Source organism: Rhodobacter xanthinilyticus (assembly GCF_001856665.1).
Taxonomy (GTDB): domain Bacteria; phylum Pseudomonadota; class Alphaproteobacteria; order Rhodobacterales; family Rhodobacteraceae; genus Rhodobacter; species Rhodobacter xanthinilyticus.
The window spans coordinates 2738137-2753486 of record NZ_CP017781.1 but is presented as its reverse complement, the minus strand read 5'-3'; the positions used below and the strand labels follow the sequence as shown (position 1 = coordinate 2753486).

At 67.0% G+C, this 15350-nt stretch carries 18 protein-coding genes and 1 tRNA gene; 13 read left to right on the top strand and 6 right to left on the bottom strand.

Going from position 1 to position 15350, the window contains the following annotated elements; all coding sequences use genetic code 11:
- Positions 1-16: 16 nt before the first annotated feature.
- Positions 17-1303 (bottom strand): capsule biosynthesis protein, encoded by a 1287-nt coding sequence (locus LPB142_RS13415; RefSeq protein WP_071166671.1) that lies wholly within the window; start codon positions 1301-1303, stop codon positions 17-19.
- A 160-nt stretch (positions 1304-1463) separates the two neighbouring features.
- Between LPB142_RS13415 and LPB142_RS13410 the strand changes: the two genes are divergently transcribed.
- The 7 genes from LPB142_RS13410 (at position 1464) to LPB142_RS13380 (ending at position 5924) form a co-directional block, all read left to right on the top strand.
- Positions 1464-2054 (top strand): riboflavin synthase, encoded by a 591-nt coding sequence (locus tag LPB142_RS13410; protein WP_068764953.1) that lies wholly within the window; start codon positions 1464-1466, stop codon positions 2052-2054.
- A complete protein-coding gene (ribB, locus tag LPB142_RS13405) occupies positions 2051-3184 on the top strand; it encodes a 3,4-dihydroxy-2-butanone-4-phosphate synthase (RefSeq protein ID WP_068764952.1) in 1134 nt (377 codons plus the stop codon). Before LPB142_RS13410 ends, ribB begins: the two co-directional genes overlap by 4 nt.
- An 11-nt stretch (positions 3185-3195) precedes the next feature.
- Complete coding sequence (locus LPB142_RS13400) at positions 3196-3747, top strand: 6,7-dimethyl-8-ribityllumazine synthase (protein WP_068764951.1); 552 nt, start codon at positions 3196-3198, stop codon at positions 3745-3747.
- On the top strand, positions 3744-4244 hold the full coding sequence (gene nusB / locus LPB142_RS13395; protein WP_068764950.1) for a transcription antitermination factor NusB: 501 nt from the start codon (positions 3744-3746) through the stop codon (positions 4242-4244). Before LPB142_RS13400 ends, nusB begins: the two co-directional genes overlap by 4 nt.
- A 109-nt stretch (positions 4245-4353) precedes the next feature.
- Positions 4354-4695: a hypothetical protein gene (locus LPB142_RS13390; protein WP_071166670.1), complete on the top strand. Its 342-nt coding sequence runs from the start codon at positions 4354-4356 to the stop codon at positions 4693-4695.
- 340 nt (positions 4696-5035) lie between these two features.
- Positions 5036-5434 (top strand): diacylglycerol kinase, encoded by a 399-nt coding sequence (locus tag LPB142_RS13385; protein WP_071166669.1) that lies wholly within the window; start codon positions 5036-5038, stop codon positions 5432-5434.
- A 31-nt stretch (positions 5435-5465) separates the two neighbouring features.
- Positions 5466-5924, top strand: a complete 459-nt coding sequence (locus tag LPB142_RS13380) for an MmcB family DNA repair protein (protein WP_071166668.1) — start codon at positions 5466-5468, stop codon at positions 5922-5924.
- Here LPB142_RS13380 and LPB142_RS13375 read toward each other — a convergent pair whose 3' ends face one another.
- A complete protein-coding gene (locus LPB142_RS13375) occupies positions 5925-6176 on the bottom strand; it encodes a DUF6324 family protein (protein WP_068764946.1) in 252 nt (83 codons plus the stop codon). It abuts the gene before it with no gap.
- Positions 6177-6322: 146 nt separating this feature from the next.
- Here LPB142_RS13375 and LPB142_RS13370 point away from each other — a divergent pair.
- Positions 6323-6399, top strand: a tRNA-His gene (locus tag LPB142_RS13370).
- Positions 6400-6469: 70 nt separating this feature from the next.
- The gene (locus LPB142_RS13365) at positions 6470-6865 is read left to right on the top strand and encodes a VOC family protein (protein ID WP_071166667.1); all 396 of its coding nucleotides are present in this window, start codon (positions 6470-6472) and stop codon (positions 6863-6865) included.
- 138 nt (positions 6866-7003) lie between these two features.
- Here the strand turns inward: LPB142_RS13365 and ilvD are convergent, their stop codons facing one another.
- The 4 genes from ilvD to LPB142_RS13345 all read right to left on the bottom strand — a co-directional run bounded on the left by ilvD (position 7004) and on the right by LPB142_RS13345 (position 12240).
- Positions 7004-8839, bottom strand: coding sequence for a dihydroxy-acid dehydratase (ilvD, locus tag LPB142_RS13360; RefSeq protein ID WP_071166666.1), 1836 nt, complete (start codon positions 8837-8839; stop codon positions 7004-7006).
- 81 nt (positions 8840-8920) lie between these two features.
- Positions 8921-9397, bottom strand: coding sequence for a YbaK/EbsC family protein (locus tag LPB142_RS13355; RefSeq protein ID WP_071166665.1), 477 nt, complete (start codon positions 9395-9397; stop codon positions 8921-8923).
- Complete coding sequence (parE, locus tag LPB142_RS13350) at positions 9394-11352, bottom strand: DNA topoisomerase IV subunit B (protein WP_071166664.1); 1959 nt, start codon at positions 11350-11352, stop codon at positions 9394-9396. The genes LPB142_RS13355 and parE overlap by 4 nt, the downstream gene beginning before the upstream one ends.
- A gap of 225 nt (positions 11353-11577) precedes the next feature.
- Positions 11578-12240, bottom strand: a complete 663-nt coding sequence (locus LPB142_RS13345; protein ID WP_071166663.1) for a glutathione S-transferase family protein — start codon at positions 12238-12240, stop codon at positions 11578-11580.
- A gap of 161 nt (positions 12241-12401) precedes the next feature.
- Here LPB142_RS13345 and ppk2 point away from each other — a divergent pair, with 161 nt between their 5' ends.
- The 4 genes from ppk2 (at position 12402) to LPB142_RS13325 (ending at position 15335) form a co-directional block, all read left to right on the top strand.
- On the top strand, positions 12402-13439 hold the full coding sequence (ppk2, locus tag LPB142_RS13340) for a polyphosphate kinase 2 (RefSeq protein WP_071166662.1): 1038 nt from the start codon (positions 12402-12404) through the stop codon (positions 13437-13439).
- A gap of 102 nt (positions 13440-13541) precedes the next feature.
- Positions 13542-14138 carry an SAM-dependent methyltransferase gene (locus LPB142_RS13335; protein WP_071166661.1) on the top strand — a complete coding sequence of 199 codons (597 nt, stop codon included), beginning with the start codon at positions 13542-13544 and terminating at the stop codon, positions 14136-14138.
- A gap of 112 nt (positions 14139-14250) precedes the next feature.
- On the top strand, positions 14251-14697 hold the full coding sequence (locus LPB142_RS13330; protein WP_068764938.1) for a c-type cytochrome: 447 nt from the start codon (positions 14251-14253) through the stop codon (positions 14695-14697).
- A gap of 65 nt (positions 14698-14762) precedes the next feature.
- Positions 14763-15335, top strand: coding sequence for a cytochrome b/b6 domain-containing protein (locus tag LPB142_RS13325; RefSeq protein ID WP_071166660.1), 573 nt, complete (start codon positions 14763-14765; stop codon positions 15333-15335).
- Positions 15336-15350 lie beyond the last annotated feature (15 nt).

Here is a 15350-nt window from a genome sequence, read left to right as displayed (position 1 = left end):
AAAAAAGCCAGATAACTTATTTGACGACGCGCAACTGTTGCCTCGGTGCCGCTTTGCCGTGGGTGAGCGCGTCATAGGGGTCTTCGGGGGCGAGCATCATGTCGACCACCGCGCGCAGCAGCGTGCGCCGCCCGCGCGAGGAGTAGAAGCCGCCCGGGATCTGGCTGGTTTCGAGCAGGTAGTGGCGGTAATCGCGGTAGGCGCGGCTGTCGGGGCGGGCGGGGGCGGCGAAGAACTCGGCGAGCGGTTGCGGCGAGACGAATTCGGGTTTGTCATAGACCGCGCGGCCGAAGGATTTCAGCGGCAGGCCGCGCCAGAGCACCTGTTGGGCGGCGGTCGAGTTCACGGTGACGGCGGAGCGCGCCTGGGCGAGAAGCCCCGCGAGTTTGCCGCCGCGGACGAAATGCACCCGGCCCTCCAGGCCGAATTTCTCGGTGGCGGCGGCGATCGCGCGGGTGATCGGGGCGCGGCCATCTTCGAGCGGGTGGGCCTTGAAGACGAGGTGATGGTGGCGCGGCGCGCCTTCGGCAAAGCCCGCCATCACCATTTCGACGAATTCGGTCTGCGAGGCGAAGTTCGAATGCATGCGGAAGCTCGCGTCATGTTCGAGCTGCAGCAGCACGAGATGGAACGGCCAGCCGCCGAGCCGCACCCGCACCGTCGCGATCCAGCGTTCGGCCATATGCAGCGGCAGCGCGACGAGGCGGCGCAGGTAGAGGCGAAACTCCTCGACCACGCTCACGCCGCGATGCGGGCGGAAGCCGCGGTAGCGCCGGTTCGCGGCCATCACCAGGAAATGATAGAGCGCGCCGTAGAAGATATGCTGGCGCATGTCGCCCCAGCGCGGCGGGGCGTCGGGGAAATCGATCTCCGATTGCGCGAGTGCGGCGCGCATCTCGGGCACGGTGAGCTCCATCAGCCGCGAATGGCCGTTCGAGCCGCCGCGCTCATAGGTGACCCAATAGGGGCGGATATAGCCTTCCTCGAAGACATGCACGGTGAGCCCCGCGGCGCGGGCGGCGGCGACGGCTTCGGCATGGATCGGGCGGGTATCGCCGTAAAGGACGAGATCGGTGACCGCGTGCTCGGCCAGCAGCGCGGCGATCCGCGGGGCCCAGGCCTCGGGCGGCTCGGTGAAGCGGATCAGGCTCGCGCGGTCATGCCAGAAGGCCTCGTCGCCGGCGTTGAAGCTGACGCGCGTGACGCGGGCGCCCGCCGCGCGCAGCATCGCGCCAAGCTGGCGGAAGAAGGGCCCGTGGGGCCCTTGCAGCATCAGGAAATGGCGGTCGGCGTAGCGGTGCATGGGGCTTTCTCGCCCGAAACCGGGGCGCTGTCACGGCAAAATCGCGGCCTGTGCGCGGCGCGGCGGGCGGTCTGTGCGTATTGGCGCAAAGGAGGGGCGGCGCGGGCCTTGCGTGGGGGGGCGGGGCGGGCTAGGCAGGGGCAAAGCAAGGGGATTGGCCATGTTCACCGGGATCATTACCGATTTGGGCGAGGTGCGCGCGCTCGAGCAGGCGGGCGATCTGCGCGCGCGGATCGGCTGTCATTATGCGATGGAGGGGGTCGATCTGGGCGCCTCGATCGCGTGCAACGGCGTCTGTCTGACGGTGATCGAGACCGGCGCGGACTGGTTCGATGTGCAGATCTCGGCCGAGAGCGTCTCGAAGACCAATATCGGCGGCTGGGCCGTGGGCAGCGCGCTCAACCTCGAACGCGCGCTGAAGGTGGGCGACGAGCTCGGCGGGCATATCGTTTCGGGCCATGTCGACGGCGTGGCCGAGATTGTCGGGCTGCGCGAGGAGGGCGCCTCGACGCGTTTCACCTTCCGCGCGCCCGAGGCGCTGGCGCGTTACATCGCGCCGAAGGGCTCGGTTGCGCTCAACGGCACGTCGCTGACGGTCAACGAGGTGTCGGGCTGTGACTTCGGTGTGAACATCATCCCGCATACCAAGGCGGTGACGACCTGGGGGACGGCGGCGCTCGGCGACCGGGTGAACCTCGAGATTGATACGCTCGCGCGCTATGTCGCGCGGCTGCAGGAGTGGAAGGCATGACACAACCGGTCGACAAATCCGGCACCCACGATACCCCCGGCCCGGTCGAGAAGAGCTATTCCGACACGATTTCCTCGATCGAGGAGATCATCGAGGATGCGCGCAACGGCAAGATGTTCATCCTTGTCGATCACGAGGATCGCGAGAATGAGGGGGATCTGGTGATCCCCGCGCAGATGGCGACGCCGAATGCGATCAACTTCATGGCGATGCATGGGCGCGGGCTGATTTGCCTCGCGATGCCGGGGGCGCGGATCGATGCGCTCGGGCTGAGCCTGATGAGCGCGCAGAATTCCTCGCGCCACGAGACCGCCTTCACGATCTCGATCGAGGCGCGCGAGGGGGTGACGACCGGGATCTCGGCCCATGACCGGGCGCGCACGATTGCTGTCGCGATCGACCCGCTCAAGGGCGCGGCCGATATCGCGACGCCGGGGCATGTGTTCCCGCTGCGCGCGCGCGAGGGCGGGGTGCTCGTCCGCGCGGGCCATACCGAGGCCGCGGTCGATGTCGCGCGGCTCGCGGGGCTGAACCCCTCGGGCGTGATCTGCGAGATCATGAACGAGGATGGCACGATGGCGCGGCTGCCCGATCTGGTGGCGTTTGCGCAAAAGCACGGGCTCAAGATCGGCACGATCTCGGATCTGATCGCCTATCGCCGCCGCCACGACAACCTCGTGCGCGAGGCCGCGCAGGCGCCGGTTCATTCGATCCATGGCGGCGATTGGTCGATGCGGCTGTTTGCCGACGAGACCGAGGGCGCGGAGCATATCGTCCTGACGAAAGGCGATATTTCCGGGCCGGAGCCGGTGCTCGTGCGGATGCATGCGCTTGACCCGATGGCCGATGTGCTCGGGCTGAACGCCGCCAAGGCGGGCGAGATGGGGCGCGCGATGGAGGCGATCGCGGCCGAGGGGCGCGGGGTTGTGGTGCTCTTGCGCGAGACCTCGGCGAAGATGGTGCGCCCGGGCGAGGCGAGCCCGCAGACGCTGCGTCAATATGGGCTCGGCGCGCAGATCCTGTCGGCGCTGAACCTGACGAAGATCACGCTGATGACCAATTCGGGGCTCCCGAAGCTCGTCGGGATCGAGGGCTATGGCCTCGAGATCGCCGGCACCCGGACCTATTGAGGAGGCCCGAGATGGCTGCGAACGAAGCGCATTATACCCTCGATCTGCCGCGGTTCGACAAACCGGTGCGGATGCTGATCGTGGTGGCGCCCTATTACAAGGATATCGCCGACAATCTGGTCGCGGGCGCGCGCGGCGTGGCCGCGGCCTGTGGCGCGGTGGCCGATGTCGTCGAGGTGCCGGGCGCGCTCGAGCTGCCCACCGCGATCGGCATGGCCTCGCGGATGGCCGATTACGACGCCTATGTCGCGCTCGGCTGCGTGATCCGGGGCGAGACGACGCATTATGACACGGTGTGCAACGACAGCTCGCGGGGGCTGACGCTGCTCGGGCTGCAAGGGCTGTGCATCGGCAACGGCATCCTGACGGTCGAGAATCGCCCGCAGGCCGAGGTCCGCGCCGACCCGGCGGGCCAGAACAAGGGCGGCGGGGCTGCGGCTGCGGCCTTGCATCTTGTCGCGTTGTCGCGCAAATGGGCGGGCCAGACGAAAGGGATCGGCTTCCGCCCGCAAGGTGAGTCGCTCCGGATCGCCGGCGAGACCGAAGGACCGAGCCACGCATGACCGACACCGCCCCCGAGACCCCGAAGAAACGCACGCCCGACGAGAAGCGCCAGATGAAATCTGCGTCGCGGCTCTATGCCGTGCAGGCGCTCTTCCAGATGGAGGCCGCGGGGCAGGGCGTTGACCGGGTGATGCGCGAATTCGAGACCTATCGCTTCGGCGCGGCGCTCGAGGATGGCGGCGAGGAGCTTGTCGAGGGCGATATCGGCCTTTTCGAGCGGCTCGTAGAGGATGCGGTCGTCTGGCAGGCGAAGATCGACCAGGCGACCGACCGCGCGCTTGTCGCGAAATGGCCGATCGACCGGATCGACCCGGTGTTGCGCGCGCTCTTCCGCGCGGCGGGCGCCGAGCTTGCCAACCCCGCGACGCCGCCCAAGGTCGTGATCACCGAATTCGTCGATGTGGCGCGCGCCTTCTTCCCCGAGGGCCGCGAGCCGAAATTCGTCAACGCGGTGCTCGACCACATGGCGCGCGAGTTCCGCCCCGAGGCGTTCTGAGGGCCGCCAAAGATATATGCGACATTTCGCATCTACCTTTGACAAACCCGCGATTGGCTGTTTGCTTTTGTAATTTCCGCGTTACATTATTGGCAAAAGGGGGTGCGTCATGCCTGAGCTCATTCGTCTCTACATCCGCAACGTGTTTTACGGCTTTGGCCTCTCGGTGGCCTTTGTCGGGCTGCTGCTGTGGTTCAACGTCGCGAATCTGTGGCACCTGATCTCGACCTCCGACATCGGCTATATCGCGCTGGCGCTGCTGCTCGTGTTCAACACGGTGGTGTTCTCGGGCGTGAATTTCGCGATCACGATCATGCGGATGGCCGAGGATGAAACGCCCCCCGGCGGCGGCAAGCGCGATGCGATCCCCGCGGGGCTCGAGAAGACCGCGCAGATGGTGGCGGTGCCGGTGCCGGTCGAAAAGCCCGCACAGCGGCGCAAGCTGCGCTGAACGGCCCCTGATGGCGCGCGAGCCCTCCGGTTTCGGGGGGCTTTTTCGTCTCTGGGGGAGGGGTGGAGGGGTGGCGGAAACCGCAGCGACCGTGAAGGCGTGAATTTCCCGAGAGCCTGACTAAATCAGGTGGGAGCCAGTTACCGAGACCAGGATCCCGGCAGAGCCAGCCCCCTCGGAAATGCTTATCGGCCACTGGAAAAGGGCCTTGCACGCGAGGAGCAGTAACCGCCGAGCCCAGAGATAGGGCGCCGGGCGGGCTTCGGCAAGGGGCGTTCGGGGGTGACAGGCGCGCCGATCCGGGGCAGGCTGCGCCCGAGCCATCGCCTGAGGTGCCCCGATGCGTGACGACCCCGCCGCCCCGCCACCCCGTCCGCCCCGGGTGACGGGCCCCGCGCATCTTCTGGCCGCGACGCGCTATTCGCTGGCGGGGTTGCGGCGGCTGTGGCGCGAGACGGCGTTCCGCCATGAGCTTGGCGCGGCCTTGGTGGCGGGGCCGGCCTATCTGTGGCTGGGCGCGGGGGCGGTGGAGATCGGGCTCTTTGTGGGGCTTTTGTGCCTGCTCGTCGCGGTCGAGGCGCTCAATACCGCGATCGAGGAGATCGTCGACCGGCTCTCGCCCGAGGTCTCGGAGATGGCGCGCAACGCCAAGGATCTGGGCTCGCTCGCGGTGATGGCGGTGCTGGTGGCGCAGGGCGGGCTGGCGGTCTGGGTGATCTGGGGCGCGGTTGCGGGTTGAACTTCGTTCGCTTTTCGTTCATGTTTTCGCCATGCGCGACGATCTTTCCCCGCCTCAGCCCGGTCAGCTCCTCGCCCGCGGTGCGGCGCGGGCGCTCGTGGATCTCGGCTTTGCGGTGGTGGCGGAGATGCCGCTGCGGGCGCGGCTGCGGGCGGATCTGATGGCGCTCGGCCCCAAGGGCGAGCTCTGGATCGTCGAGTGCAAATCCTGCCGGGCGGATTTTCGGGCCGATCACAAATGGCAGGGCTATCTTGACTGGTGCGACCGCTATTTCTGGGCGGTGGATGCGGCCTTCCCGCGGGATCTGCTGCCCGAGGCGACCGGGGTGATTCTCGCCGATGGCTATGGCGGCGAGATCTTGCGGCAGGGCCCCGAGGCGCGGCTCGCGCCGGCGCGGCGCAAGGTGGTCACGCTCGATTTCGCCCGCGCGGCGGCGCAGCGGCTGCAGGCGCGGCTCGACCCGGGGGCGCCGCGCGCAGGGCTTTTGTGATCAGCGGTGCTTCTTCGGGCCCTTGCCGCCCGATTTGCCGCCCGATTTGCCGCCAGCCGCGCCGCCCGAGGCGATCTCGCGCGCGGCTTCGGCGGCGGCGAGCAGTTCCTCGGCGATTTCCTCGGCCTCTTCGGGCTCGAAATCGAGCGGCAGGTCGATGCCTTCGCCCTCGAGGTAGATCCGCACCATGCCGAGCGAGGTCGGGCCGATCTGCAGATTCGCGGCGGTATCGCTTTCGCTGTTGATGCTCATCGGGGGCTCCCTCGGCTCTGTGGTCTCTGGCCTGTCTCGGTAGCGCCAGAGCCCGCGCCGCGCAAGAAAATCCCGCGCGAAAAATGCGTTCGGCCCCGTCGAGGGCCTTGCATTCCCCCGCCATGGTCGGTAAATCGCCCCTCAGTGCCGCCTTAGCTCAGTTGGTTAGAGCACCAGATTGTGGATCTGGGGGTCCCCCGTTCGAGCCGGGGAGGCGGTACCACTCCCCCCGTTTTCCAGACTTGCAGCGCGCCCGGGGCCGCTTTAGGGTCGCGCAAAGGCAGGAGGGTTTCATGGCCAAGATGATCCATTCGATGATCCGCGTGCTCGACGAGGCGCGGTCTTTGGCTTTCTATGAGGCGGCGTTCGGGCTCAAGCCCGTGGAGCGGCTCGATTTTCCCGAATTCACGCTGATCTATCTCGCCAATGCCGAGAGCGAGTTCGAGCTCGAGCTGACGGTGAACAAGGGGCGCGCCGAGCCCTATGCGCCGGGCAATGGTTATGGGCATCTGGCGGTGTCGGTGGCGGATCTGGCGGCGGAGCATGCGCGGATGGAGGCGGCGGGGCTCGCGCCGCGCAAGATCATCGATTTTGCGCCCGCAGGCACGGTGATCGCGCGGTTTTTCTTCATCGCCGACCCCGATGGCTATCAGATCGAGGTGCTGGAGCGCGGCGGGCGGTATTTGTGAGGGCCGGCCGGGGAGGGGGCGCCGCCCCCGCCGATGCGGTGCATCGGCCCCCCGGGATATTTGGGCATCCTTGAAGCGGAGCGGAGCCCGCGGGCGCATGGGCGCCAGGAAAAAGGCCCCCTTGCGGGGGCCTTTGCGTTATTCGGGCAGGATCCGCACGCCGCCCTTGGCGGCCGAGGAGGCGAGCAGCGCATAGGCCTTGAGCGCGGTCGAGACGGCGCGGGGGCGGGGGGCGGCCGGTTTCCAGGGCAGCGGGCCCTTGGCCGCGCGGCGTGCGGCGAGGGTCGCCTCATCCACCGCGAGGTGGATCGTGCGGTTCGGGATGTCGATCTCGATCAGGTCGCCGGTTTCGACGAGGCCGATCAGCCCGCCCTCTTCGGCCTCGGGCGAGACGTGGCCGATCGAGAGGCCCGAGGTGCCGCCCGAGAAGCGGCCATCGGTCAGGAGCGCGCAGGACTTGCCGAGGCCTTTCGACTTCAGATAGGAGGTCGGGTAGAGCATTTCCTGCATGCCGGGGCCGCCGCGCGGGCCTTCATAGCGGATCACCACGACCTCGCCGGCCACGACCTTGCCGGTCAGGATGCCGGAGACCGCGTCGTCCTGGCTCTCGAAGACCTTGGCCGGGCCGGAGAATTTCAGGATCGATTCGTCCACGCCCGCGGTTTTCACGATGCAACCATCGAGCGCGATATTGCCCGAGAGGACCGCGAGGCCGCCGTCTTTCGAGAAGGCGTGTTCGGCCGAGCGGATCACGCCGCCCACGCGGTCGCGGTCGAGCTCCTGATAGCGGTTCTGGGTCGAGAAGGCCTGGGTCGTGCGCACGCCGCCCGGCGCTGCGCGGTAGAATTCCTCGACCGCGGGGTCATTGGCGGTCATCACATCCCATTTCGCGATCGCCTCGGCGAGCGTGTCGCTGTGGACGGTGCGGACATCGCCGTGCAGCAGGCCCGCGCGGTGCATCTCGCCCAGGATCCCCATGATGCCGCCGGCGCGGTGCACGTCTTCCATGTGCACGTCCTGTTTGGCGGGCGCGACCTTGCACAGGCAGGGCACCTTGCGCGAGAGCCGGTCCATGTCGGCCATGGTGAAATCGACCTTGCCCTCATAGGCGATGGCAAGGAGGTGCAGCACGGTATTGGTCGAGCCGCCCATCGCGATATCGAGGCTCATCGCATTCTCGAAGGCCTCGAAGGTGGCGATATCGCGCGGCAGGAGGCCGGGCTCCTCGCCCTCGTAATGGCGCTTGGTGATCTCGACGATCTTGCGGCCGGCCTCGAGGAAGAGCTCCTTGCGGTCGGCGTGGGTGGCCAGCATCGAGCCGTTGCCCGGCAGCGCGAGGCCGAGCGCCTCGGCGAGGCAGTTCATCGAATTGGCGGTGAACATCCCCGAGCACGACCCGCAGGTCGGGCAGGCGGATTTCTCGATCGCGAGGACTTCCTCGTCGGTATATTGGTCATCGGCCGCGGCGACCATCGCATCGACGAGGTCGAGGTCATGGCCGACGATCGCGGCGCCTTCCTTGCCGGCCTCCATCGGGCCGCCGGAGACGAAGATCACCGGGATGTTGAGGCGCATCGCGGCCATCATCATGCCGGGGGTGATCTTGTCGCAGTTCGAGATGCAGACCATCGCATCGGCGCAATGGCCGTTGACCATATATTCGACGCTGTCGGCGATCACCTCGCGCGAGGGCAGCGAATAGAGCATGCCGTCATGGCCCATCGCGATGCCGTCATCGATGGCGATCGTGTTGAATTCCTTGGCGACGCCGCCCGCTTTCTCGATCTCGCGCGCGACCATCTGGCCGAGGTCCTTGAGGTGGACGTGGCCGGGGACGAATTGCGTGAAGGAGTTCACGACCGCGATGATCGGCTTGCCGAAGTCGCCGTCCGTCATGCCGGTGGCGCGCCACAGGCCGCGGGCGCCGGCCATGTTGCGGCCGTGGGTGGATTTGCGGGAACGATAATAGGGCATCTGGCTCCTCCGAAAGCGGGCCGCAGCGGCGGCTGGCGCTTACTTAGCGCAGCCGCGCGGGAAATGCCAATGTTGATGGGCTCAGTCGGCGATCAGAGGCGCGGGGCGCGCGCGCGCGGCGGCGAGCGCCGCGGCGGGGGCGAGAGCCACCATCATCCCGCGTTTGCCGCCGTTCAGCACGATCTCCTCGGCGCCGAGCGCGGTCTCTTCAAAGGCGCAGGGGCTTTGGCGCTTCTGGCCGAAGGGGCTGATGCCGCCGGTGTGAAAGCCGGTCAGCCGTTCGGCCTTGGCCGGGTCCATCATCGTGGCATGTTTGCCGCCAAAGGCCGCCGCCACCCGTTTCATCGAAAGCGAGCGATCCGAGGGGATCACCGCGCAGGCGGGCTTGCCATCGACCTCGACCATCAGGGTTTTCAGCACCCGCTCGGGCGGCAGGCCGATCGCCGCGGCGGCATGAAGCCCGATCTTCTCCTGCCCGGCGACATAGTCATAATCGAGCACCCGAAACGCCGCCTTGGCCGCGGCGAGCGCGCGGGTTGCGGGCGTTTGCGTGCTCATACGTCGAGCTCCTCCACGAATTGCGCGTTTTCCTGGATATATTGGAAGCGCAGCTCGGGTTTCTTGCCCATCAGCCGCTCGACCAGATCGGCGGTTTCGCCGGGCGCATCGTCATGGATGGTGACGCGGATCAGCTTGCGGGTGGCGGGGTTCATGGTCGTGTCCTTGAGGTCCTTGGCGTCCATCTCGCCCAGGCCCTTGAACCGCTGCACGTCGATTTTGCCTTTGCCGCCAAGGCCTTTCGCGAGCCACTCCTCCTTTTCCGCATCATCGGCGACGTAGAGGCGGCGCGCGCCCTGGGTCAGCCGGTAAAGCGGCGGACAGGCGAGGTAGAGGTGGCCCTTGTCGATCAGCGGCCGCATCTGGGTGAAGAAGAACGTCATCAGAAGCGAGGCGATATGGGCGCCGTCGACATCGGCGTCGGTCATGATGATGACCTTGTCGTAGCGCAGGTCCTCGATGTTGAATTTCGTGCCAAGCCCGACGCCGAGCGCTTGGGCGAGGTCGTTGATCTCCTGGTTCTGGCCGAGTTTCGAGGAGGCCGCGCCGAGCACGTTGAGGATCTTGCCGCGCAAGGGCAGGAGCGCCTGGTGCTGGCGGTCGCGCGCCATCTTGGCCGAGCCGCCCGCCGAGTCGCCCTCGACGAGGAAAAGTTCGGTGCCGGAGCGGTTGGTGGCCGAGCAATCGACGAGCTTGCCGGGCAGGCGCAGCTTCTTGGTCGCGGTCTTGCGGCTGGTCTCCTTCTCGGCGCGGCGGCGCAGCCGCTCCTCGGCGCGCAGCACGAGGAAATCGAGGATCGCGCCCGCCGATTTCGGATCGGCCGCGAGCCAGTTGTCGAAATGGTCGCGCACCGCGCCCTCGACGAGGCGCTGGGCCTCGACGGTGGCGAGACGGTCCTTGGTCTGGCCGACGAATTCGGGCTCGCGGATGAAACAGCTCACCAGCGCGCAGCCGCCGGCGATCAGATCGTCGCGGGTGATCTGCTCGGATTTCTTGTTTTTCACGAGATCGCCATAGGCCCGGATCCCCTTCAGGATCGCAGACCAGAAGCCCGCCTCATGGGTGCCGCCCTCGGGCGTGGGCACGGTGTTGCAGTAGCTCTGGATGAACCCGTCGCGCGAAGGCGTCCAGTTGATCGCCCATTCGACCGAGCCGGGGACGCCGAATTTCTCCTGGAACTGGACCTTGCCGGCGAAGGGCTTGTCCGCGTAAGTGGCGGATTTTCCAAGCGTTTCATTGAGGTAATCGGCAAGGCCCCCGGGGAAGTGGAACACCGCTTCGGTGGGCGTCTCGCCGTCGTCGATCGCCGATTTCCAGCGGATCTCGACCCCCGAGAAGAGATAGGCCTTCGAGCGCACCATCTTCATCATCCGCCCCGGCTTGAAGCGGTGATGGCCGAAGATCTGCTCATCGGCATGGAAGGTGACGGTGGTGCCGCGCCGGTTCGGGGCCGCGCCGAGCTTCTCGACCGGGCCCTGCGGGATGCCGCGGGAGAATCGCTGCTCGAACAGCTCCTTGCCCCGCGCGACCTGCACCACCATGATGTCGGAGAGCGCGTTGACCACCGAGGCGCCGACGCCATGCAGGCCGCCCGAGGTCTGATAGGCGTCGCCCGAGAACTTGCCGCCCGCATGCAGCGTGCACAAGATCACCTCGAGCGCCGATTTGCCGGGGAATTTCGGGTGCGGGTCGATCGGGATCCCGCGGCCGTTGTCGCGGATCGTGACCGAATAATCGGCGTTCAGCTCGACCTCGATGCGGCTCGCATGGCCCGCCACCGCCTCGTCCATCGAGTTGTCGAGGATCTCGGCCACCATGTGATGGAGCGCGCGCTCATCGGTGCCACCGATATACATCCCCGGGCGCTTGCGCACCGGCTCGAGGCCTTCGAGCACCTCGATCGAGGAGGCGTCATAGGCTTTCTCGGCGCCGCCGGAGAGAAGATCGTCGGCCATGGCTCTCGCTTTCCTTGGTGGGTCTGGCGCTCACGGATACCGCAGCTTGGGGGGGCGGGGCAAGCGGGCGCGCCCATGCCCGCCGCGCGCGCCCGGCTCTGCCCGAAGAATTTGCGTATTTGGACCAAGAAGAAGGGGGAACGCCCGCTTCCTCTTCAACGATGCGAAAATATCCCGGGGGGCGGCGCAGCCGCGGGGGCAGCGCCCCCTCCGCCCTCGGATGCCTCACATCGGCTCGGCCTCGCGCGCTGCCCACATCTTCTGGAACGCTGGCCGCGCCTGACAATGTTTGAGCCAGCTCGCCACCCGGGGGAAGCGCGCCATCAAGGGCGCATGGCCCTGCGCATAGCGCAAGATCTCGGCCATGTTGATATCGGCGACCGTAAACCGCCCGCCGGTGATATGGCTATGCGCCGCGAGATGGGCCTCGAGCGCGGCGAGCGGACGCGCGAGCCGCTCGGCCGCCGCCGCGATCACCGTCTCGGCGTCATCACCCCCCGCCATCAGCGGATATTGGATCGCGAGCGCCGCCTCCTCGATCGCGGTGGCGCCGTAAAGCGCCCATTGCACCATCAGCGCCTCTTCCTGCGGGTTCTTCGGCGCGAGCGGGCCGCCGGCCTTTTTCGCGAGGTAGAGGTTGATCGCGAGCGATTCGGAGAGCACGAGCCCGGCATCCTCGAGCACCGGGATCGCGCCGGCGGGCGAGAGGCGCAGGAACTCGGGTGTGCGGGTGTTGAAGGGCGCCTCGGGGGTGAGCGGGTCGATACCCTTTGCCACCAGCCGATAGGCCTGCATCACGGGTTTGAGGGTATAGGGCAGGCCGAGCTCTTCGAGCAGCCACAGGTTGCGCGAGGCGCGCGAGCGGTAAACGCCGTAAAGGGTGATCATCGGGGGCTCCTTTTCGGGCAGGTTGCGCCGCGCCGCGCCGAAAGAAAAGCCGGAATTTCTCGGAAATCTTGCGATTTCAAGACGGTTTTTTGACGCGCATCAAGGAAAATTAACCCTGGCGGCGATAAGCTCCCTCCAGTCAATAAAACGGAGGGATTTGCATGGAAGATCAGAGCGCGAAGGTCGCGGTGCAGGCGGAGCCTGAGGCGCCGCAGGGGGTGGTCGGCGTGGAGCCCGCCGCGCCCGGCGTCGTCGAGAAGCCTGCGGATCCGGCCTCTCCGCATCCGGCCGTGGTGCCGGGCGACAGCGATGATGCGGGGCCGAAGCGGTTCCCGCGGATCGATCCGAATGCGATCCGTCTGGCCTTCGAGACCGGCAAATATCCCTATCCGCACCGCATGGGGCGCGTGGCCTATGAGAAGGAAAAGGCGCAGCTTCAGGCCGAGCTTCTGAAGGTCCAGCTCTGGGCGCAGGAGACCGGGCAGAAATTCGTGATCCTGTTCGAAGGGCGCGACGCGGCCGGCAAGGGCGGCACGATCAAGCGTTTCAACGAACATCTCAACCCGCGGTTCGCGCGTGTCGTGGCGCTCAACAAGCCCACCGACGAAGAGCGCGGCCAGTGGTATTTCCAGCGGTATATCAATCACATGCCGACCAAGGGTGAGATGGTGTTCTACGACCGCTCCTGGTATAACCGCGCCGGGGTCGAGCGGGTGATGGGCTTTTGCACCCCCACCGAATATCTCGAATTCATGCGCCAGGCGCCCGATCTCGAGCGGATGCTCGTGCGCTCGGGGATCCGGCTTTACAAATACTGGTTCTCGGTGACCCGCGACGAGCAGCGCGCGCGGTTCAAATCGCGCGAGACCGATCCGCTCAAGCGTTGGAAGCTCTCGCCGATCGACCTCGCCTCGCTCGACAAATGGGATGATTACACCGAGGCGAAGGAGGCGATGTTCTTCTACACCGACACCGCCGATGCGCCCTGGACGATCGTGAAATCCAACGACAAGAAGCGTGCGCGGCTCAACTGCATGAAGCATTTCCTGTCGACGCTCGATTATCCCGACAAGGATTACGAGATCGCCACGCCGCCCGACCCGCTGATCGTGGGCCATGCGAGCCATGTCATCCACCAGGCGGACCATATTCTGGGCGCCTCGCTGCATCCGGCACAGCAGCGCGCGACCAAGAGCTGATCGCGCGGTGGGGGGCGGTGCGACGCGTTGCCGCTTGTCGCGCCGCCCCGAAACCCCATCTTGCTCCAAAGCCCCGCGCAAGGGGCGCGCAAGAGGGGCGACATGGACTGGAATCACCGATTTGCCGGGGCGGAGTATGTCTACGGCACCGAACCTTCGGAATTTGTCGCGGCGCAGGGGTGGCGGATTGCGCCGGGGGCGAGTGTTCTCAGCCTCGCCGAGGGCGAGGGGCGCAACGCGGTTTACCTCGCGGGGCGGGGGGCGCGGGTGACCGGGCTCGAGGCCGCGCCGAATGCGATCGCCAAGGCGCGCGCGCTCGCGCAGGCGCGCGGCGTCGCGGCCACTTTTCTCGAGGCCGATCTGGCTCGCCATGACTGGCCCCAGCGCGCCTATGACGCGGTGCTCGGGTGCTGCATGCAATTCGCCGCGCCGCCCCTGCAGGGGCAGATCTTCGCCGGCATGGCGCGGGCCACGCGCCCGGGCGGGCTCGTGCTGATCCACGGCTTTGCCACGCGCCAGCCGGCCTATGGCTCGGGCGGGCCGGGGGCGGTCGAACAGCTCTACACGCTCGATCTCCTGCGCGCGGCCTTCCCCGGCTGGCGGGTGCTGCACCAGGCCGATTACGATGCCGAGATCTACGGCGGCGCGGCCCATTGCGGGCGCGCGGCGCTCGTTGACTTTATCGCGAGCAAACCCTGAAACGCTGGACTTGCCGCGCTGCGGAATGTCACATTCCAAAGGCATTATATTTTCGCGACAGATTTTCCTGCCGTGACCGTAGATATCGCAGGCACCCAACCAGGAGACCCAGATGCACAAGATCCTTTTCGCTGCCCTTCCGCTCGCGCTCGCCTTCGGCGCCGCCTCGGCCGAGCCGATGCAATCGATCGAAGCCCGTCAGGCCTATTTCAAAGCCCTCGGCGGGTCGATGAAGGCGATGGGCCCGCTTGCCAAATCCTTCGACGCCGAGGCCGCCAAGGCCGAGGCCGCCAAGCTCGAGGCGGTTCTCGCGACCGATACCTCGACCTTCTTCCCGGCCGGCACCTCGGATGCCGATTTCCCCGGCAAGACCCGCGCGATGGCGAAAATCTGGACCGACATGGATGATTTCGCCGCCAAGGGCAAAGCCACGAAAGAGGCCGGCGCCGAGCTGATCGCCGCGGCGAATGCGGGCGATGGCGCGGCCTTTGGCGCGGCCTTCGGCAAGCTCGGCGGCACCTGCAAGGCCTGCCACGACGACTATCGTCTGCCCGAATAAGACCCGAACAAGACAAGCTGCGCGCGCCTCCGCCGGGGGCGCGCCCCTTCCGAGCGAGAGAGCCGATGACCGACCCCGCCCCGCAATCGCCGCAGATCTGGGATCCGTTCGTGCGGCTCTTCCACTGGCTCCTGGTCGTCGCGGTGACGGGCGGCTGGCTTCTGGGCCATTTCGGCCCGTTGCAGATGAGCTGGCATTTCTACGCGGGCTATCTGGTGCTCGCGCTTCTCGTCTTCCGCCTGATCTGGGGCTTCATCGGGCCCCGCAACGCGCGGTTCGCGAGCTTCCTGCGCGGCCCCGGGGCGGTTCTGCGCTACCTCAAGACGCTGCCCGCCCGCCGGGCGAGCCAGAGCGAGGGCCACAACCCCTTGGGGGGCTGGTCGGTCGCGGCGCTGCTTATTGTGCTCGCGGGGCAGGTCGGCACCGGGCTGATCCTCGACCCGGAGGATTATATCAACACCGGCCCGCTCGCGGGCTATGTCTCGAGCGAGTGGAACCGCTGGGCGCTGGGCTGGCATCATCGGCTCGGGCTCTTGCTCGCCGTGCTCGTCGCTTTCCATGTCGGCGCGATCCTGTTTTACCGCTTCTGGAAGCGCGAAGATCTCGTCACGCCGATGATCACCGGCCGGCGCCGCTAAGCGCCACTGGACCTT